Below are 19,610 nucleotides of genomic sequence, written 5' to 3'. Positions count from 1 at the left end.
CCACTCCCCACTCCCCAATCCCCAATCTTCTTTGGTTTACCGGGAAATCCGGTTTCGGCTTTGGTGACTTTCTGGCGATTTGTGCAACCAGCGATTCGGAAGCTTTCGGGGTTGGCTGGAGGTTGGGAACCGGAATTTTTGCAGGTGCGATCGCATCACGAGTTAAAATCCAACGGCAAGCGAGAAACATACATTTGGGGTAGCTTGCATTTAATTGATGGAGTTTATGAATTTCACAAAGCCGGTGGTAGTCACAGTTCGGGGAATTTAATTAATTTAGCTCAAACTAATGCTTTAGCTGTTCTGCCTGTGGGTCAAACAGTGATTTCTCCACAAGCAGAGGTGCAAGTTTTACATCTTGCGTTGGGATGAAATGTGTTTTTTAGGAGGAACGAACCACAGAGGCACAGAGTACACAGAGTTATGAGAGTTTGAGAAGCTGACGCTGTGTGAGGGTCAGCCGGATGTTTTTTTGGGAAGTTCTATTTTGGCGTTGCTGATTTGAGGTATAAACTCGATTTTGGGCGTTGCTGAATCAGAATATGAAATGCCAAAATTACCTTAATTTTTCTTCCTACCTTTGCGCCTTTGCGCCTTTGCGTGAGACAAGTTCATATTTGAAATCAGCAACGCCCGATTTTGGATGATGTTAAAACCTCTGTAGAGACGTTCTATATTCTCTTAAATTCATCCTTGGTTTCAGCAATGCCCCTATTTTAATCTCCCAGCCAAGGTCGCGACGATGGATAATAATTGCGCGGGTGGAATGGGTTTAGCGACGTGCATTTGAAATCCGGCGGCTAAAGCTTCTGTATGGTCTGCATATTCAGCATAAGCGGTGATAGCGGCGGCGGGAATTTGTCCCCCGGCTTCAGGACTCAACTCTCTCACCTGACGAATTAAGCTATAACCGTCCTCTTCTGGTAAACCAATATCAGATAAAAGTACATCGTACCCACCAGGGTTTGCTATCAGTGTTGCTAGAGCTTCTCTTGCTGATTCTACTCCTGTAATTTCCGCTCCATACTCTTCTAGCACGATTTTAAATAACTGACATATATCTGCTTGATCATCTACGACTAAGACCCGCACTCCTTCCAGAGATGGAATTTCATCCATTGACAATTCTGACTGATTTGTTTCAGCGCCTGGTTCGGTGGATATTAGCAGAGATATCTGTTGCTGGGGAGCTTGCAGAGGTAGCCTGACGGTAAAAGTTGCCCCTTGACCTTCACCCTGGCTTTCGGCTTCAATTGTACCGCCGTGGAGTTCTACCAAATAGCGGACAATGGAAAGCCCCAGTCCCAATCCAGGGTTGGAGCGGGTTCTGCTACTATCTGCTTGACGAAATCGCTCAAAGACGTAGGGAAGAAAGTCAGGACTAATGCCATAACCAGTGTCGCTGATTTGAATCTCAGCCTGAAAATCAGTGTAATTTAGGGTGATGCTAACTTTACCCCCGTTGGGCGTGAATTTAATCGCGTTAGAAAGTAAATTCCAAAACACCTGTTGTAAGCGATTTGCATCGCCTACCATACTTCTGGGTGCAGGAGCTAGCTGGGATTCAATTTGAATATTTTTGGCTTCTGCGGAGAAACTGACAACTTCCATAGCAGATTCAATTACGGAGACCAGATCAAGTTCTTGAGCATCCATCCGCAGCCTCCCGGCACTAATGCGGGAGATGTCTAACAAATCCGTAATTAGATGAGCTTGAGCTTGGGCGCTGCGCTCAATGGCTGCTAACCCCTTATTAATTGTCGCTTGATCAAATTGCTTCTTCTGTAATAACTTCGACCAGCCCAGCATAGAATTAAGTGGGTTCCGCAGTTCGTGGGAGAGAATCGATAAAAACTCATCTTTGGCGCGGTTGGCGGCTTCCGCAGCATTGCGAGCTGACTGTTCTTGACCTAAAAGGTGGATGCGTTCTGCTTCTAATTGCTTTTGCTGAGTAATGTCCTCAATCACCAGCAGAATCATTTCCCTATTGTCTGTTAGAGTCATTTTTCGGGCATTGAGCCGCATGATTTTGTGTCCAATTTGCTCAAAGTTGTGTTCAACTTCCAGACCTTGAAACTGGTTTTGATATGGGAGAATTTCGTCTAAAAGCGATCGCAATTGGGGAATATCCCACTGTCCATTCCCGATTTCGTAAACCAAGCGTTGTTCTGTTTCTGCTGGTAGAACCTGAAATGTATCGTAGAAAAATTGATTGGCGCTGATTACTCGTAAGTTGACATCTAGCACCACGAGAGATTCGCGCATGGTATCCACAATAGCCTGCACATAATCTCTGGATGTTCTAATCTGTTCCGAACTGCGTTTGAGGTCGTCAATATCAACTAAAATTACCACAGCACCATCAATTTTATTGTCTATTGTCCGATAAGGTCGAATCCGCAGGTCATACCAACGCCCGTTTTTGTCTTGAACTTCTTGTGTTTTAAAATTGAGAGTACCAATTACATCTAAAATTTGTTTCTCTAAGTCAGGAATATTCAAGTTGTGATTAATATCACTGATTGGTCGCCCCATATCACTGGAAATCAGGTTGAAAATTTTCTCAGCTACCGGGGTATAGCGGCGAATTTGCAGATTTCCTCCCAACATCAGGATGGGAATATTAATACTGCTGAGGAGATTTTGTAAATCGTTGGTGACTTCGTTTGACTGGATATTATGCCGGTGCAGTTCGTCATTAATCGTATTCAGTTCTTCGTTGGTAGCCTGAATTTCTTCCTTGGCTGTTTCTAATTCCTCATTGGTGCTTTGTAATTCTTCGTTGCTGGAGAGAATTTCTTCGTTAGCGGCTCGTAAATCTTCATTAGTAGCTTGCTGCTCTTCAATAATTGATTGCAGATACTCTTTATTGGCTGCTAACTCTTGTTTAAGTCGGTTAATCTCCTGCTCTTGCTCGTTGGGCTTGCGTCGTCCAGTCCGCCCAGGAGGGCTAACAGCCTCTAAAATAGCGGTTGAGGAGGATGAAGATGCAAACAGGACTAAGAAGTACCATTCTCTAGCCGCAGGAGGTTTAAATGGCACAACATCAATTTTTACCTGCCTGACTTGCTCATTATCTCTCATTTGTATGCCTGACTTACTCACCGGCACTTGTTTATTTTTGGCTTGATGAATAGTGGTACGTAACTCTAACCGTAATTCATCTTTCGCCATCTTTATTAAGTTAAAATTGGGTCTGCCTAGTGGTGGTTGCAGATAAGGACTGGTATATCCCCGGAATTGCAAAATTTCCCAATCTTCGTTAATAATTACACCCACCGGAGCGTAGTCATTTAACACAATCAGGTCAGCAGCTTTATACAGTTCTACATCATTCCAAGTATCTGCGCTGACTGGTGGCTGGGTGTTGACAGTTTCTAAAGGATAGTTGTTGGTAATCAGATCCATGCCCAAGCGAGTTGCAGTAATTTTCCGGGAATATATCTTATTTTTTCTATCCACTAAAGCAAACAAGTCCGGGAACTCACCGACTGTTTCCGATGTGCCTAACATCAGAAAACCATTGGCATTCAGACCGTAGTGGAAAATCGGCAGCAGCTTTTTCTGCACGGCGCTGCCCAAATAAATTAGCACATTGCGACAGGTAATTAAATCCAACCGGGAAAATGGGGGATCGCCAATCAGGTTTTGTCTGGCAAAAACGCACAGTTCCCGCACTGGCTTACTAATTTGAAAACCGCCCTCGACGGGGACAAAGAAGCGCTGGAGCCGTTCTGGTGAAATATTTGCTACTTGATTGAGTTTATAAATACCGTTGCGAGCTTGTTCAATTGCTGATTCGTTGATATCAGTGGCAAAAATCTGGATGGGAATATTAATTACCTGATTAGTTAAAAACTCTAGCAAGCAGATAGCGATGGAGTAGGCTTCTTCACCTGTAGAACAACCAGCTACCCAAATGCGGATGGGTGAGTTTGGGGTTTTATTTTTGGTAATTATGGGAAAAACTTCTGTCTTTAAGGCTTCAAAGGCTTCGGGATCGCGGAAAAAACTGGTGACAGTAATTAGTAAATCTTGATATAAAGCTTTAATTTGTGCGGGGTTCTCTTGGAGATAACTGACGTAATCTTCTAGCCTGTCTAGTTTAGATAACATCATCCGTCGCTGGATGCGCCGCTTCAGGGTTGTGTTCTTGTAATGGCTAAAGTCAACTTTTGTCGCAGTTCGCAGCAGGGTGAAGATGTTTGTCAAAGCATCTCCGGTTTCAGGGATTGTATCGATGGCTTTAACTGAAGTGGGAGGATTAACGTAGGGATGATGACTGATATTAGCTAATTCTGCGGCTATTTGTTTTGGTGTTAAAATAAAATCTACATATCCAGAAGCCACGGCTGTATTCGGCATACTATTAACTTTTGCCGATTCTTCACACTGAGCAAAAGTGATTCCACCAGCTGCTTTGATTGATTCTAGTCCCTTTGTGCCGTCAGAGTCACCCCCGGAGAGTACAACCCCAATGGCTTTGTTTCCCCGTTCTTCTGCTAAGGAAATAAAGAAAGTATCAACTGTCATGGAAAATCCATGCGTCTTTTCGCGTAGAGTCAGTTGCAGGATTCCTTGACTAATGGTCATCATCCTATTGGGCGGAATTACATACACATGATTTGGTTCCACAACCATGCCATGCTCTACTTCTACCACAGGCATTTGGGTGGTGCGAGAGAGAATATCTGTCAACAAACTTTTTTGATGGGGGCTGAGATGCTGAATTAAGACAAATGCCATGCCTGTATCAGTAGGTAAATGGCTGAGTAGTTCTCTAAATGCCTCTAATCCTCCCGCAGAAGCACCCATTCCCACAATGGGAAATAATTCGTTTTGGCTAACCTTCCCGTCAGAAGAGTTGGATTGAGAGTTCATTATTTTCAGCCGAGCCGATTTTGAGAATAGTAATCAAGGTTTTATGATTCTGGTTCTAGATTAGCTAAAATTGTGTGACAAATTTAGCTAAAACTCACTATTGACAAGTTAGGCAAGAGGTGATTTTATTTCACGCAGAGGCGCAGAGTCGCAGAGAATATGAGTGAAAGAAATGTAGTTTTGGTATTTCATATTCAAATTCAGCAACGCTAAAATTAATATTACGGCAAAATCCGCACTACTTCAGAGATATAGTCTATGCAGCTACTTAAAACAACCGACAAAGATTTTTCTGTCAAATTCAAAGCCTTGGTGAGCGATGATCGCCTGAATTACTAAGTTAATTTTTCTTGTCCAGTCCTATGATGGAATTAAGCTGTTTAAGTGGTTAGAGTATTCAAGATGGTTTCCACCGAACTACTTAGTAAACTCCAAGGACTCAACCGTGCCGATAAACTATACATTGTTCAGGTTTTAATTTCAGAATTAGCCCAACAAGAAGCTGATCTAATTAAATCTGAGCAATCTTATCCCGTTTGGTCTCCCTACGATGCTTTTGAAGCAGCAAACACGATGCTAGAAGTTTTGCAAGCTACCAAAGATCAAAACAATGTCTAATGTCGAACAATTTACCTTCATCAATGCTGATACAACTTTGGGCGAGGCTGGTTTTCGCCCGTATATGCCCATAGCACTTGTGAAACAAGAATCTTCAATCACAATATCAGCGTTGTTAGATACAGGTGCGACAGTAAATGTACTACCTTATACAGTAGGTCTTGATTTGGGGTATGTTTGGGAACGTCAGACAGCAACTTTGAATTTAACTGGTAACTTGGCTCAGTATGAGGCTCGCGTTGTAGTTGTTCAAGCCATAATTGGTAAGTTTGAATCGGTGCAACTTGTATTTGCTTGGACAAAAGCTGTGCAAGTTCCCCTCATTTTAGGGCAAGTTAATTTTTTCATGGAGTTTGACGTTTGTTTTTATCGCTCACAACTATATTTTGCAGTAAGTCCTAAGAAGACAGTCTCAGAATAGTTGTTACAGCACAACGCAGCATAAATAAAATCAACCATTGAAATTAATTTATTATTAATATAACTACGGCAAAATCCGCACTACTTTCAGAGATATATTTTATGCAGCTACTTAAAACAACCGACAAAGATTTTTCTGTAAAATTCAAAGCCTTGGTGAGCGATCGCCGGGAAGCTACGGTTGATGTTAGTGGTACAGTTAAAGATATTCTCGCTGATGTGAAAGTGCGTGGTGATGCCGCAGTTAAGGAATATACTAGCCGTTTTGATCATTACAGTCCCCCATCTCTGCATCTGAGCGCCGATTTTATTGCGGAACGCGCAGAACAATGTCCGCCAGATGTCAAGGATGCGCTGGAATTAGCTGCGGAAAGAATTGGGTTTTTTCATCAAAAGCAACTACCCCAAGATATTGGCTATACAGACACAGCTGGGGTGAAGCTGGGATTAAATTGGGTGGCGTTATCTCAGGTGGGGATTTATGTCCCTGGAGGACGCGCCAGTTATCCGAGTTCTGTACTGATGAACGCTTTACCTGCCAAAATTGCGGGTGTGGAAAGAATTGTCATGGCAGTACCTATGCCTCGTGGTGAAATTAATCCTGCGGTACTTGCAGCAGCCCAAATTGCTGGGGTGAAAGAAATTTATAGTATAGGAGGGGCGCAGGCGATCGCCGCTTTAGCTTATGGTACAGAAAGCTTGACCCCTGTAGATAAAATTGTTGGCCCTGGTAACGCCTATGTAGCCGAAGCCAAACGTCAGGTATTTGGGACTGTAGGTATTGACAGCGTAGCCGGGCCTTCCGAAATTCTGGTAGTAGCCGACGACAAAAATAACCCAGAGTGGATAGCCTGGGATTTACTCTCCCAAGCCGAACATGACCCCAGCGCCCAATCGATTTTAATTACTGATTCTGCCAGTTTTGCAGAAAAAGCGATCGCAGCTATTGAGCAAATCCTCGTAAATCTCCCCACCAAAGAAGTAGCTAGTGCTAGTTGGAAACAACATGGCGCAGTAATTCTGGTGGAAGATTTAGCCGCCAGCATTCCACTGCTCAATCAGTTAGCTCCCGAACACGTAGAATTATGCGTAGACTATCCCCAAGAGCTTGCTAGTCAAATTAAATCTGCTGGGAGTATATTTCTCGGACGTTATACCCCAGAAGCCATTGGCGATTATTTAGGAGGGCCAAATCATGTCCTACCTACTGCCCGTTCTGCCCGTTTTGCCTCTGGCTTGAGTGTTTACGATTTCCTCAAGCGAATTACCTATTTAGAATGTAATCAACAAGCACTGCAAAGAATTGGTCAAGCTGCGGTAACTCTCGCAGCTGCGGAAGGTTTACCAGCTCATGGCGGTAGCGTTTCTGTGCGCCTTCAGTAGGATTGAGTTAATTTTGGGCGGATTTAATAAAATATAGAACCTCACCCCCAACCCCTCTGCTTACTAAGGCTATCGTGTACACACAAGTCCTTCCTGTCTGCGTTTGAGCCTGTTTTGCCCCCTAAATCCCCCAAGTTTGGGGGACTTTGAAAATTCTTGTTCCCCCATAATTGGGGGTTAGGGGGCGATTCGATCACTTGTGTGTACACCGTAGCCTTACTAAGGAGAGGGGAGTTTTTGACGCAATTCCAAAGCGGGCTAAATTACGAATTACGAACTACGAACTACGAACTACGAATTACGAACTACGAATTACGAATTAATCAACCACCTGGCTTCCATGACTGCGAGGATCGTCTTGATTGTTGGCGGGTGTAACAGGGGCGCGAAATTGGGAAACTTGTCCGTTAGTTTTAGCATAGGGTAAGGAGGAACCAGCCACCAACGCGTCTAAGTTACTGGCCATGACCGTATGAGGTTGGTCGCCAATGGTTTGGGCGATGGTTTCGCCATCTTTAGCTAAAAATACAAAGTGGGGAATGCCATCTACTCGATATTTCAGCATCTCCGGTAGCCATTTGCTGTTGTCTACGTTCAACATGACAAAGTTCACTTTGTCCGCATACTCCTGTTCGAGTTCGGCCATATCAGGAGCCATTTTTTGGCAGACAGTACACCAATTGGCGTAAAATTCGACTATTGAGGGTTTACCGTTGCTAATTGCTACTTCTAGAGGGGTGGATGTTTGATCTAAGTTGGCTAAAGAAGCCGATGTTGTTTCGGTTCTCAATCCTAAGACTAAGGCAACGCTGAGTGCGATCGCCACTATGGCAATTAAGAAATTTCTCACCCTCGTCCCAGATGTGGTTTCCGGCTTAGGGGTAGCATTCATAGGGGTTTCTGTAGTCATAGGAAATTTATTAAAACTTATTAACTATTGTCACTCTTTAGTTTAACGTTTTCTGCTTCTGCGGCTTTTGCAAGTCACACTAAGCTAGAACAGAAGGCGTTGCTGAAACAAAATATGAATTTAAATGTAGAGACGTTCCATGGAACTTCTCTACAGGGGTTTTGACATCATCACAAATCGTGTTCATACTTCAAATCAGCAACGCCGAACAGAAACTACTCTCTGCGAAACCTGTGAAAAAACGAGTTACCCTCACCTTTCCCAAACGCGCTATTCAAATGCCTGTTACTTACCTACTGGCAAAGGAATTTAATGTCGCCGCCAATATTATCCGCGCTCAAGTTGCACCAAACCAAATTGGTAAACTGGTGGTGGAATTATCAGGAGATATTGATCGCTTAGATGAAGCTATTGAGTGGATGCGATCGCGTCATATCAATGTTTCTCATAACTTAGGTGAAATTGTCATTGATGAAGATGTCTGTGTCCATTGTGGTTTGTGTACTGGGGTTTGCCCCACGGAAGCCCTGACTTTGCACCCTGAAACATCGAAGTTGACTTTCACGCGATCGCGCTGTATCGTCTGTGAACAATGTATTCCTACTTGTCCGGTACAAGCAATTTCCACGAATTTGTAATTAGAAAAATAGTTTAAATCGTGCTAACTGAGTTTCAATGGCTCCAGTGATCATTTTATGCAGTTCTGTACTGTCTTGAAATTGCAAAATCTGCTGTGTGGGCAAATCGAAGGGAAATTCCCCCTCAAAGTCTGGGTGTTGCATCTGTGCTAACAAAATTTGTTCGGAACGCTTACTTTGAATCGCATAGCCAATTTCTACACAGACATTGGGACTAGGTATCAATTGATTGGTTTCTTTACGGGAAATGCTCGCAATGGGTGTAGTATCTGCGATAAACAACAAACTCCTGCGGATTTTTCGCATAATGGTGCGGCTGAGTCTGATGGGAGCATTACTAGGACGGGAAGATTCTACTAATGTTAAAGGCAAACGCGATCGCAAGTTCAAAGACTCCAAACTTTTTTGTAGTTCCTCTCGTAAGGCATCACTCGCTGGTGCATACTCCTTCTGGGAGCATAAAAAAATCGTTGGTTCTAACTGAGCTAACAATGCTTGTTTAGTAAAATAAATTTCATGACTAATTAAGTCAATGTTTGCTACGCAATAGCCACCACTACCTTCAATATAAAATTCAATATTTTCCCCTTCTAAATAACGCCCAAACCAGGTTGATTGCTTAACATGGTCAATCTCTTCTAGAAAGTCCGCTCTTAATGCTGATTTCAGCAGACTTTTTTTACTGAGGCGAATGTCTGGCGGACGTTTCTCCAGTTCGGCAATCGGCTCATAATTTTGAATATACCAGGCTCTGAGCGCAATAATTGACATAAGGCGCTATTTCAAATTTCTTTGACTTTTTAACTTCGTCATTAGCTTACACCCAACTGTACCCATTTAAACAACAACACCCAAACTTCTACTCGCTGTAATGATTTCCTCACCTTGTTGACTCTATCCAGGGATGTAATCAGTTCCATCACCTTAAACAAGCAATGAAAACCGCTTACAGCGCCCCCTGATTTTCACTATTTGAGGAAATATCAGCTTTCGCGTTGGGTGTTGTGGGGTTTGGACGAGACAGACATAAGTTAAACAGCGTTTTTACCTCTTGTTCTATTACACATTTAGCTGTTGCATCTGCCAGGGAAGCTGTAGGTTTGTAGCTTCAATTATTAGATTAGCACTTGATAAATTAGCCTGGATATTTTTGCAACTAAACTTTACTTAGCTATTGATGTAACTGAAGCGTTTAATCGGGATTTCAACCCAAAATTCTGTACCTTTGCCTATTTCTGAGATACACTCCATTGATCCACCATGCTTCTCTACCACAATTTGATAGCTAATTGCTAGCCCCAGTCCTGTACCTTTACCAACTGACTTGGTAGTGAAAAAGGGGTCAAAAATGCGCTTCTTGACTTTTTCAGTCATTCCTAGACCGTTGTCAGCAAAGCGAATTAGCAGACGGGATTGGTCTGTGGTAATTTGAGTAGAAATCCAAATTGTAGGTTTAGGAAGAGGATTTCCGCCCTTGATCATAATTCTGGTTTCCTCTAAGGCATCAATGGCATTGCTGAGAATATTCATAAATACCTGATTCATCTGACCAGCAAAACATTCTATGCGGGGCAAACTACCATAATCTTTAATTATTTCAATACTCCGAAGATTGGCATTTGCTTTTAGCCGATGTTGCAAAATTAATAAAGTATTTTCGATACCTTCATGTAGGTCAACAGGCTTATTTTCCGCCTCATCTAAACGGGAAAAATTACGTAATGATAAAACTATGGAACGAATGCGATCAGTTCCAATTTGCATTGATGATATAGTTTTTGGTAAGTCGTCTACCAAAAAATCCAAATCAATTACTTCGATTAATGATTGAATTTGATCATCGGGTTGAGGATAGTGCAAATTATAGAGCTTTAATAGTTCTAGTAGTTGTTGGACATAGTTACTGGCGTGGGACAGGTTGCCGTAGATAAAGTTAACTGGGTTGTTGATTTCGTGGGCTACACCTGCTACTAACTGCCCTAAACTGGACATTTTTTCAGTTTGAATCAATTTAGTCTGGGTTTCTCGCAGTTCCGACAAAGCGTTTTCTAATTGTGCAGCTTTAGCTTTTGCTTGGATTTCGGCAGTACAGCTTTGTTCGTAGAGTTGGGCTTGTTGAATGGCGATCGCTGCCTGATGTGCTAGCTGTTGCAGTAAATCAATTTCTGTATCCTGCCAGTTTCTGGGCCCATGACATTGATGCACAATTAGTAATCCCCAGAGTTGCAGACTAATATTAATCGGCACAATTAAGTTAGCTTGTACTTGCAGATTTTGCAAAAACTCTCGATGACAATCGCTTAAAGTATCTGTGGAAACATTGTCAATTGCTCTAATTCTGCCCCGAAAGTATAAACGCGCTGTCTCATCAGGAAAACATCCTAGTGGTGCGTTCATTCCTAACACCGACGGCCATTCGCCATTAATATCTTCTACGATTACTTTGCCACCAAATTCACCCATTAGCTGGTAAATCAGCACTCTGTCTGAATTTAGCAGGGGACGGACTTCCTGAACAATGGCTTGCAAGGTACTGTTTAAGTCTAAGGTACTGCGAATTTGCTCTGTGACTTGCTTGATTGCCTTAGTCAGCTGTAATGATTTTTTGAGTGCCGCAGTTTTTTCTTGGACGCGAGATTCTAAGTTGGTATTTAGCGCCTGCACCTGTTGGTACATTTGCTGCTGGTAAATTGCCATTGAGAAGTGATGGGACAAAGCTTTCCCCAAGGAAATTTCTTCGGGTTTCCATTCCGGTGCTAGCCCCTTTCTTTCTTCTCGCCAAATTTTAAAGGAATGTCGAGGTAGTCGTTGGTGCTGATGGGGGTCATGCTGTCCCGCCCAGAGGATTTCGTTGTCAAATCCAGGGCGAAAAATACTAATTACACCCATAAAATTTTGGCGATCGTGTAGGGGAATCACCAGGAGTCCGCGAATTTGAGTGGATGAGAAGGCAGTTGCTAAAACTCGCAAACGTGGTTCTTTGTAGATGTCAGTAACTGCCCAAATATCACCTGGCTGAAATTCATCTCTCCAGTTTTCCCACAGTTGATGTTGTTGAATGGTAGTGTTTTCTAATTCATCGCCTAGTTGGGGCTGTTGGCCTGATGTGTATGTTTCGCCACTGTGATCAATGTAAATTCTCCCACCTACGCCACTAAATGCGGTGATTACTTCTTCTAATGCTTCTTGTAGTTGGATTGTGGGTAGTTTATGCAGCAGTGTGGTGACTCTGTTGATCGTGGCTTCTCGCTTTTGCTGGGTACGGGCTTCGGTGAGTAAGTTACTTTGAGCGATCGCGATCATCACCTGATCGGCAACTTTTTGGACTATTCTGAGTTCCCGCCTCAAAATCGTGCGTGGTTGGCTGTGATGCGACACCAACAATCCCCACAGTTGCCGCTTTGGTGATTTCCCTTGCTCTCCAGGTTCTTGATGTAGAATTGGGACAACCAGTGAAGACTGTACGCCCATTGCTGTTAAGTATTGAATATGGCATGGGTCGATCTCCCGATAGTGGATGTTCTCGGTTTGAAGATATTTGCCAGTTTCTCGTGACTTGAGCGGTGATAGTCCTATTTTCCCACTAGCTACATCCACTATGGAACGTTGCCGCGCTGCTACAAACATCTCTCTCGCGTCCGGCGGAATATCATCGGCTGGGAAGTGTAGTCCTAATAGCTTTGGTAGACGCTGTTCATGAATAGATTCGGCAATCACTTCACCACTACCATCAGCTTCAAATCGATACACCATAACTCGATCTGTAGCCAAATATGAACGAACTTCGTCAACAGTCGCTGCTAATATTTCTTGAAGCTCAAGCGATCGCCTAATCTGATTTGTGATCCGATGCAATAAATTTTCCTGGTTAAAGGTTGGATGCAAATCACTGGGGTCATCGGTAAATCCCATTACTGGTACACCTAAAAAATAATACAAAGACTGGTTAAAAACCCTTAGTAATCAAGAATTGCCAGTGGCATTACTGATTATTACGGGTATAAGATTAAGAAAAGGTTATTAATAAGCACTTAATATTATAACTTCAACAACAAAATGTATAGAGTAATATTAAGCAGATGAGAAAACTTCAGAAATTTCTTGATATTTCTAGACAATTTTAACATCTTACAGCACTTATTAAGTGATTTTACTGAAAAAAGTTTCTCATAATTGTTAATCTGGGGGAATGACAACATTCCCCTGCCACAGCAGATATTTAATCTAACTTACTTTCCCCAGAAATTACGGTAAAAAGTCGCGATTGGCGGATTTCTGCACGCACACCCATGAGGATTTTGCCAAGATGGTTTTGACCAGTTTTTTCGGCACCACAGCCCCAGAAATAATCGTTTGGCGAATTTTCTACCAGCGTCTCATTACCAGTGGTGAGCAGAATTTTTTGAATATCCAGATGAGTGAGAAACTTTTTGAGTACAGCTTCTCGCATAACTTTAGTTTTGACAATCTCCCAGTCTGGACGGAGTTGGCGAGTGCAGCAACGTCCCAAAGCCGCAGCTGCTTCTGGGGTTTCGGCAGCATGGATAAAGGGTATAATTACTGCATCCACACTGCCGACAAACTTTTGCGCTTGATAATAATGCTCCACAGTTGACCAATAAGTACCCTGAATTTGGATGCTGTGGGGAGAAAAGTTAGAAAAACAGCCATAAGGCTGCCACACCTTGTAAAAGTATATGGTCATTTGAAAATTGCTCTTTATATATCAATTTCTATGATGCCTGTAGATACTAGCAAGAAGTTGTGAACTTTAGATTGAAAGCTAGCACTTGTCTCCAGACAGAAGATATGACTGGGAGAAAAATTCTATTGTGGAATGTGGTAAAAAAGTCTGTCTGTGAGGTTGACAATGGAGGTGAAGAGTGAAAATGGCGATCGCCCTCTGCCGTTGATGATCGCCGGGATCTTTCTGGGACTGGGTTTAGGAGGCTTCGTTGATGGTATTGTGTTGCATCAGATTCTGCAATGGCATCATATGTTAAGCAATGTTCGTCCCCTAAAAACTGTCTCAAATATAGATTTGAACATGGTCTGGGACGGGTTATTTCATGCCTTTGACTGGGTAATGACCGTGGTAGGAGTGGCGTTACTGTGGCGCGCTGGAGGTCGTGCAGATGTTCCTTGGTCAACACATATCTTTGTGGGGTCTTTGTTGATGGGTGCAGGTTTATTCAATTTCGTGGAAGGATTGATTAACCACCAAATTTTGGGTATTCACCACGTCAAACCAGGGCCAAATCAGTTAGCTTGGGATGTGGGATTTTTACTGTCCGGCTTGCTCATGGTTGTGGTCGGTGGCATAATCCTACAAAATAGCAAAAATGGGCAATTGTGGCCAAAAAGATAGCACAATCGCCCTCATATAGTTACATTACAATCAGTCGGAGCGCGGGCATTTTCGTTTTATTGCTACTTGCACGCGCTTGATATCTCTAGCGATGGAGTTTGATATTGATGACTACGCAACTGAAATCGTTAATTCCCAGTTGTTGACACTCCCCGCGATAAATCGACGGGGATTCTTGGTTCAACGAAACCACTTAACCTAGAGTCCTTGCGTCGTCTAGACCAGAGGTGGGATTCTCCCCAAGCGTTAATTCGGGTATGCCCTACCCTATTTGCATTAGTGCAAGTCCTGTTTGGTTTGAAACAAATTGTTTCAAAATGCTGATTCGTCTAGCCCCTATGAATCTTTTACCTACTGCTAGGAGGAAACTAGAATAATGCAGTAGAACCGCATAGATTCAATTATCAAGGTTCAGTGCTTTGTCTTTCGACGGCTAGGTTTTTTAAGTGGTTGATTACCTTTCCACTACAATTACTATAGCAGCATATTGGTACACTCATAAATTGAAAGCCGTCGTAAAACAACGGGGCTTTATACCCAATTTTTCGGTAATAAGCCAGTATGCTTGAGTAACGAAACCGTACTAGGTTCACGACCTCGGAAAGATGCAAACACATTCATCGGGTGCTGACTACCACCGAGAGCTAACACTGTATCCCGGTAACGTTTACCTGTAGCTTTTATCGCCTGTTCATCTTCTAAACCTGCTTCTTCAAAAGCAGCAAACGCATCAGCACTCAGTACCTCAGCCCACTTGTAACTGTAATAACCTGCCGCATAACCACCGGCAAAAATGTGTCCAAAAGCGCATAAAAAAGCATCTTCTGGTAATGGTGGTAAAACCGTAGTAGTTTTGGCCAGGCGATGACGCACATCGGCGGCAGTTTCACCACTACCAGGGCGATAACGATAGTGTATTTCCAAATCAACACTACTAAAGTGAACTTGGCGCAAAGTCACACTACCACTCATATAGTTACGTGCCGCTAAAAGTTTTTGGTAATAATGCTCCGGTAGAGGTTCACCAGTTTCGTAATGCTTCGCCATGCCAAACAAAGTAGGTCGCTCATAGCACCAGTTTTCCATGAACTGGCTGGGTAGTTCTACGGCATCCCATTCGACATTATTGATGCCTGCTGCCCCGGTGTAGTCTACTTTGGTCAGCATATGATGCAAGCCATGACCAAACTCATGAAATAAAGTTTCTACTTCATAGAAAGTCATCAAACTAGGCTTACCATCGACTGGGGGACTTTGGTTACATACCAAATACGCTACAGGTAAACGAATCGCCGTTACACCATTTTCAGTAATTTTGCTGCGATTAATACAGACATCCATCCAAGCACCACCGCGCTTTTCTGCTGGACGGCTGTAGGGGTCTAAGTAGAAATAAGCAAGAGGAGTACCCGTTTCATCAGCAATTTGGAAATAACGCACATCCTCATTCCAGACTGGGGCTTGACCATCAGCAGGGGTGACGGTAATCCCAAACAGTCGCTGCACTAGTCCAAATAAACCATCTAAAACTTGAGGTAAGGGAAAGTAAGGACGTAATTCTTCGGCGGTGAAGGCAAATTTTTCTTCCCTTTGGCGTTCTGCCCAAAAGCTGGTATCCCAGTGTTGTAAATCTGCGGCTTCTGGTGCTTTCTTGCTAGCGGCAAAAGCTTTGAGTGCTTCTAAGTCTTTGACAGCAGCATCATAACTCGCTTGACGAAGTTCTTCTAATAATGCTTCAACTGCGGCCACATTAGGAGCCATTTTACTGGCTAGGCTCAACTGGGCATAATTCTCAAAGCCGAGTAATTGAGCTAGTTCTTGCCGCAATTCTAAAATGCGCTCAATCAGGGGCTGATTATCAAATTCACCTGATGCAGCACGAGTTATGTAAGCTTTATAAAGTCTTTCACGCAAATCTCGGCGGGTGCTGTGCTGCATGAAAGGGCCATAGCTGGGAAAGTCTAAGGTAATCCGCCAAGGGCCATTTTCTGGGGTGGCGTTTTCTGCTCCCGCATCACGGGCCATCTGTGCAGATAGACTAACTAAGCTATCGGGTAAGCCTTCTATTTCGGCTTTGGTTGTCAGGTTTAAGCTAAAGGCTTTGGTGGCATCGAGGACATGGTTTGAGAACTTGGTAGAAAGTTCTGCTAACTCCATTTGGATGGCGTTGAAACGTTCCCGTGCATCTCCTTCTAAGCCTACACCGGAAAGTTGAGCATCTCTGATAGCAGCTGCAACAATTCGCTGCTGGGCTGATTCTAAAGTTACCCAATTCTCACTGGCGCGGAGTTCCTTAAGAGCATGATAAACTGCTTGGCTTTGACCGAGCTTGTTGCTGAACTGTATCACTTGTGGTTGTACGGTTTCATAAGCTGCGCGCAGTTCAGGGCTATTATTCACACCCATTAAATGGCTCACTATGCCCCAACTCCAGCTCAAGCTTTCTGTCAGTTTTTCTAATGGTTCTACTAAACCGCTCCAAGTAGGCTGGATATTAGCCTCCAAGATAGTTAGCTTCTGGTCAAGTTCTGCCAATAGCTGCTTGAAGGCTGGTACTATTTGCTCTGGTTGAATTTCACCGAAGGGAGGTAAGCCAGAACCTTTAAGTAAGGGATTTTGAGAAATAGTGACATTTGCACTCATGGTTTTGTGTGAGTCGCCTATAAATAATATCTTGTTGTATCTTCTAATGTAGCGATCGCTGTGTGATTTAGCCGTGCCAAAATGGCAAAATGTTCAAAAATTCCCCATTAATTACCCCATGAAATTACTGATTCCTGTTTTAGTTTCACCTGTGCTGATGTCCTTATGTTCTACACAAGTGCTAGCCGCAATTCAAACGAGAACTATTGAGTATAAACACGGAAATACTGTTTTAGAAGGTTATCTCGCCTTTGACGATTCCATTCAAGGCAAGCGTCCCGGCGTTTTAGTAGTTCATGAGTGGAATGGATTACAGTCCTTTGTGAAACAACGCACTGAAGAATTAGCCAAGCTTGGTTATGTAGCATTTGCTGCCGATATTTATGGCAAAGGTATTAGACCAAACAATCCCCAAGAGTCAGGCAAACAAGCGACGATGTATCGTCAGGATAGACAATTATTGCGCGATCGCACCAACGCCGGATTAAAAGTTTTACAACAAAACCCCTTAACCGATATTCAACGCATCGCCGCCATTGGTTACTGCTTCGGCGGTGGAACAGTCCTAGAACTAGCCCGGAGTGGGGCAAATATTGCCGGCGTAGCAAGTTTTCACGGCAACCTCGACACTCCTAACCCGAATGATGCCAAAAACATCAAAGCCAAAGTATTAGTCTTACATGGTGCAGATGATCCCCTAGTCCCAGAAGAACAAGTACAAGCATTCGCTACCGAAATGCGAGAGGCAAATGTCGATTGGCAATTAATTTCCTACGGTGGCGCAGTCCATAGCTTCACCAACCCAGAAGCCAACAATCCACCGCAATCACTTTATAACCCAGTTGTAGAAAAGCGCTCATGGCAAGCCCTCAAGCAGTTTTTTGCCGAAATATTTCAAAAACCAACTAACTCATAACGAAAGCAAGGTATAACCCTGATATAGCGAGGCTTTTAGCCCATTCTTTACGAAGGGATTTAATACTTTTGACTTCCCCTCTGGGGCGCTCATCCCAAACAAAAAACCTCAGCTTGGCAACTGAGGTTTGTGATTCGGATAACTAAGAATGACGATTTAGATACATTTATACTGAGAAGCGAAATTTTAGCTCAATTCCAAGGCAACTTTATTAATAGTGATTTACGTAGGTGTTTGAGGTATTTGCTAACTTATGTAAATAATATTAACAAGTTCGTTACATAAAGTCAATATAATTTACAAAAAATTTAGATAACAGCGGTTAATTCTTTTGCTCTAGCTCCAGCAAACGCGGCATGAGATAGCCTCTGTACTAGCAAAATTACAGGTTAGGTTATGTTGGTAGTTGACTAGTAGGGAGATGACAAATTACCCTACTGCAAGTGTTTCAAGTAGAAACATGAGACATCGACCGAATTCAAATATGCTTTTTCCCAAAGCCTTGTAGAGATGTCTAAGTAAGTCTGCAAGAGAAATTAAATGTATATGAAGAAGTATAAATTATTTGTAGAGGAAGCAAAAAGCGGTGTGGATTTTTCTTCCTCTGTATTGCCGTTGTGTTAAGCCGCACCTTAAATTATTAAAACACTGAGCGCAACCCAAGTGTTGACAGTGCGTTGGGCTGCGCGACAACACACCCTAGACTTCATTTGTCTTTAGATAGTGATAAATATTCGTATCTACTTACTGATTGCAACCTTCCCAAATGGTGCTAAACGTATATCGCCCACTGAGATTTTAAGAGTGTAAAATAGGTTTTCACCTGTGCATAGGCGACGCACACTAAAACAGGTCTACTCAAAGCGCCTAACTTCAAACCCCCGCAAACCTTCAAGTTTTTCATACTCAACGACAACATCTTTCACCACCGCAGCAGGTGGGCCAGTATGACACCAGCGAACCATGTCTTCAACGACCACCCGCGCACCTTCAAAAACTGCCTCCACACGGTTATCAGGGAGATTCCGCACCCAACCAGTTAATCCCAACTGGCTAGCTGTCTCAACAGTCGCATAGCGATAGCCTACCCCTTGTACTCGACCGGAAATAAATACATGGGCGCGGACTATTTTGGGCAGTGATGTAGGATTGGGCATAGACCAGTCAATGCTTTACAATTTCCAGTCTACCTGCTTTGTAGACACACAACCGAATTTCTCATTCAAGCACTTGTATTTTTGGCGGATAACTTTTTCAGTAAGTGTATAAATGTATAAAGAGATCAAATCATTTTTATCTGTAGGAGTCTATTAAAGTCAGCCCAACTGCTTGCCACAATTTAATTTTTGCACACGTGAATTCTAAGTTTTAATCACTTATGTCTAACTTGCCACCACTGAATACAGAAACAATCTGGGCAATTTTTAATGATCAAATTGATGATGCCACAGTCAATCAATTAGTCTGGCACTACTTAGGTTATCGTTATAACTCTTCAACCGACAAATGGGATAATAGCGAAGTGGCATCAGCATGGCGAGATGAGTACCCAGAACCACCTGATTTTATTGATAGTCGCCCAGCCACAGTCAAATTAACTCGTTCTATTCCTCAAGAAAATAAACAAATAGCCAAAGAAAAATTGGGTTTTAAAGGTTACAAAATTGGTGAATTTGGACCTCGCCAGACTCGTAGAGCCACAGCCGCCAATTGGTTATTAAGTTATTTGCAACAAATCAACGGCAAAATTGAGTAAATTTGGCAGCAAAAATCAAAAATGACTTGGAAAATATTTCTACCTAATGATAATGAACAGTATACCATAGGACTCTC

The 19,610-nt window shown here is 42.9% G+C and carries 14 protein-coding genes and 1 pseudogene; 8 read left to right on the top strand and 7 right to left on the bottom strand.

The window, feature by feature from the left end; translation table 11 throughout:
- Positions 1-372: pseudogene (locus tag AACX33_RS02155) on the top strand (gephyrin-like molybdotransferase Glp); the annotation flags it as partial.
- A 339-nt stretch (positions 373-711) separates the two neighbouring features.
- Here the strand turns inward: AACX33_RS02155 and AACX33_RS02150 are convergent.
- Positions 712-4,881, bottom strand: a complete 4,170-nt coding sequence (locus tag AACX33_RS02150; protein ID WP_193996987.1) for a chemotaxis protein CheB — start codon at positions 4,879-4,881, stop codon at positions 712-714.
- A 402-nt stretch (positions 4,882-5,283) separates the two neighbouring features.
- Here AACX33_RS02150 and AACX33_RS02145 point away from each other — a divergent pair, with 402 nt between their 5' ends.
- The 3 genes from AACX33_RS02145 to hisD all read left to right on the top strand — a co-directional run bounded on the left by AACX33_RS02145 (position 5,284) and on the right by hisD (position 7,302).
- Positions 5,284-5,499 (top strand): hypothetical protein, encoded by a 216-nt coding sequence (locus AACX33_RS02145; protein ID WP_193996986.1) that lies wholly within the window; start codon positions 5,284-5,286, stop codon positions 5,497-5,499.
- Positions 5,492-5,920 carry an aspartyl protease family protein gene (locus tag AACX33_RS02140; RefSeq protein ID WP_193996985.1) on the top strand — a complete coding sequence of 143 codons (429 nt, stop codon included), beginning with the start codon at positions 5,492-5,494 and terminating at the stop codon, positions 5,918-5,920. The genes AACX33_RS02145 and AACX33_RS02140 overlap by 8 nt, the downstream gene beginning before the upstream one ends.
- Before the next feature lie 101 nt (positions 5,921-6,021).
- On the top strand, positions 6,022-7,302 hold the full coding sequence (gene hisD, locus AACX33_RS02135) for a histidinol dehydrogenase (protein WP_193996984.1): 1,281 nt from the start codon (positions 6,022-6,024) through the stop codon (positions 7,300-7,302).
- A gap of 319 nt (positions 7,303-7,621) precedes the next feature.
- On the opposite strand, the gene AACX33_RS02130 is transcribed toward hisD, so the two are convergent.
- Entirely contained in the window at positions 7,622-8,212 is a 591-nt protein-coding gene (locus AACX33_RS02130) for a thioredoxin family protein (RefSeq protein ID WP_193996983.1), read from the bottom strand.
- A gap of 233 nt (positions 8,213-8,445) precedes the next feature.
- On the opposite strand from AACX33_RS02130, the gene AACX33_RS02125 reads away from it, so the two are divergent.
- Positions 8,446-8,850 carry an NIL domain-containing protein gene (locus AACX33_RS02125; protein WP_193997522.1) on the top strand — a complete coding sequence of 135 codons (405 nt, stop codon included), beginning with the start codon at positions 8,446-8,448 and terminating at the stop codon, positions 8,848-8,850.
- On the opposite strand, the gene AACX33_RS02120 is transcribed toward AACX33_RS02125, so the two are convergent.
- The 3 genes from AACX33_RS02120 to AACX33_RS02110 all read right to left on the bottom strand — a co-directional run bounded on the left by AACX33_RS02120 (position 8,851) and on the right by AACX33_RS02110 (position 13,555).
- Positions 8,851-9,621 carry a hypothetical protein gene (locus AACX33_RS02120; protein WP_193996982.1) on the bottom strand — a complete coding sequence of 257 codons (771 nt, stop codon included), beginning with the start codon at positions 9,619-9,621 and terminating at the stop codon, positions 8,851-8,853.
- Between the two features lie 396 nt (positions 9,622-10,017).
- A complete protein-coding gene (locus AACX33_RS02115) occupies positions 10,018-12,762 on the bottom strand; it encodes a GAF domain-containing sensor histidine kinase (protein ID WP_193996981.1) in 2,745 nt (914 codons plus the stop codon).
- 307 nt (positions 12,763-13,069) lie between these two features.
- Positions 13,070-13,555 carry an NADAR family protein gene (locus AACX33_RS02110; RefSeq protein WP_193996980.1) on the bottom strand — a complete coding sequence of 162 codons (486 nt, stop codon included), beginning with the start codon at positions 13,553-13,555 and terminating at the stop codon, positions 13,070-13,072.
- Positions 13,556-13,720: 165 nt separating this feature from the next.
- Here AACX33_RS02110 and AACX33_RS02105 point away from each other — a divergent pair, with 165 nt between their 5' ends.
- On the top strand, positions 13,721-14,218 hold the full coding sequence (locus AACX33_RS02105) for a DUF2243 domain-containing protein (RefSeq protein ID WP_193996979.1): 498 nt from the start codon (positions 13,721-13,723) through the stop codon (positions 14,216-14,218).
- Between the two features lie 531 nt (positions 14,219-14,749).
- On the opposite strand, the gene AACX33_RS02100 is transcribed toward AACX33_RS02105, so the two are convergent.
- Entirely contained in the window at positions 14,750-16,861 is a 2,112-nt protein-coding gene (locus AACX33_RS02100; protein ID WP_193996978.1) for a M3 family metallopeptidase, read from the bottom strand.
- Positions 16,862-16,979: 118 nt separating this feature from the next.
- Between AACX33_RS02100 and AACX33_RS02095 the strand changes: the two genes are divergently transcribed.
- Positions 16,980-17,777: a dienelactone hydrolase family protein gene (locus AACX33_RS02095; RefSeq protein ID WP_193997521.1), complete on the top strand. Its 798-nt coding sequence runs from the start codon at positions 16,980-16,982 to the stop codon at positions 17,775-17,777.
- Between the two features lie 854 nt (positions 17,778-18,631).
- On the opposite strand, the gene AACX33_RS02090 is transcribed toward AACX33_RS02095, so the two are convergent.
- On the bottom strand, positions 18,632-18,934 hold the full coding sequence (locus AACX33_RS02090; RefSeq protein ID WP_193996977.1) for an acylphosphatase: 303 nt from the start codon (positions 18,932-18,934) through the stop codon (positions 18,632-18,634).
- Positions 18,935-19,155: 221 nt separating this feature from the next.
- Here AACX33_RS02090 and AACX33_RS02085 point away from each other — a divergent pair, with 221 nt between their 5' ends.
- A complete protein-coding gene (locus AACX33_RS02085) occupies positions 19,156-19,533 on the top strand; it encodes a DUF1823 family protein (protein WP_193996976.1) in 378 nt (125 codons plus the stop codon).
- The last annotated feature ends 77 nt before the right edge of the window (positions 19,534-19,610 follow it).

The organism is Nodularia sp. LEGE 04288, assembly GCF_963896525.1.
GTDB lineage: Bacteria > Cyanobacteriota > Cyanobacteriia > Cyanobacteriales > Nostocaceae > Nodularia.
The sequence above is the reverse complement of the archived record's forward strand: the minus strand, read 5'-3'. Positions and strand labels throughout refer to the sequence as shown.

Coding starts and splice junctions, on each gene's coding strand:
- AACX33_RS02145 (WP_193996986.1), top strand. CDS start 5,284: ATGGTTTCCACCGAACTACTTAGTAAACTCCAAGGACTCAACCGTGCC.
- AACX33_RS02100 (WP_193996978.1), bottom strand. CDS start 16,861: ATGAGTGCAAATGTCACTATTTCTCAAAATCCCTTACTTAAAGGTTCT.
- AACX33_RS02140 (WP_193996985.1), top strand. CDS start 5,492: ATGTCTAATGTCGAACAATTTACCTTCATCAATGCTGATACAACTTTG.
- AACX33_RS02130 (WP_193996983.1), bottom strand. CDS start 8,212: ATGACTACAGAAACCCCTATGAATGCTACCCCTAAGCCGGAAACCACA.
- AACX33_RS02150 (WP_193996987.1), bottom strand. CDS start 4,881: ATGAACTCTCAATCCAACTCTTCTGACGGGAAGGTTAGCCAAAACGAA.
- AACX33_RS02105 (WP_193996979.1), top strand. CDS start 13,721: ATGGAGGTGAAGAGTGAAAATGGCGATCGCCCTCTGCCGTTGATGATC.
- AACX33_RS02085 (WP_193996976.1), top strand. CDS start 19,156: ATGTCTAACTTGCCACCACTGAATACAGAAACAATCTGGGCAATTTTT.
- hisD (WP_193996984.1), top strand. CDS start 6,022: ATGCAGCTACTTAAAACAACCGACAAAGATTTTTCTGTAAAATTCAAA.
- AACX33_RS02110 (WP_193996980.1), bottom strand. CDS start 13,555: ATGACCATATACTTTTACAAGGTGTGGCAGCCTTATGGCTGTTTTTCT.
- AACX33_RS02095 (WP_193997521.1), top strand. CDS start 16,980: ATGAAATTACTGATTCCTGTTTTAGTTTCACCTGTGCTGATGTCCTTA.
- AACX33_RS02090 (WP_193996977.1), bottom strand. CDS start 18,934: ATGCCCAATCCTACATCACTGCCCAAAATAGTCCGCGCCCATGTATTT.
- AACX33_RS02115 (WP_193996981.1), bottom strand. CDS start 12,762: ATGGGATTTACCGATGACCCCAGTGATTTGCATCCAACCTTTAACCAG.
- AACX33_RS02120 (WP_193996982.1), bottom strand. CDS start 9,621: ATGTCAATTATTGCGCTCAGAGCCTGGTATATTCAAAATTATGAGCCG.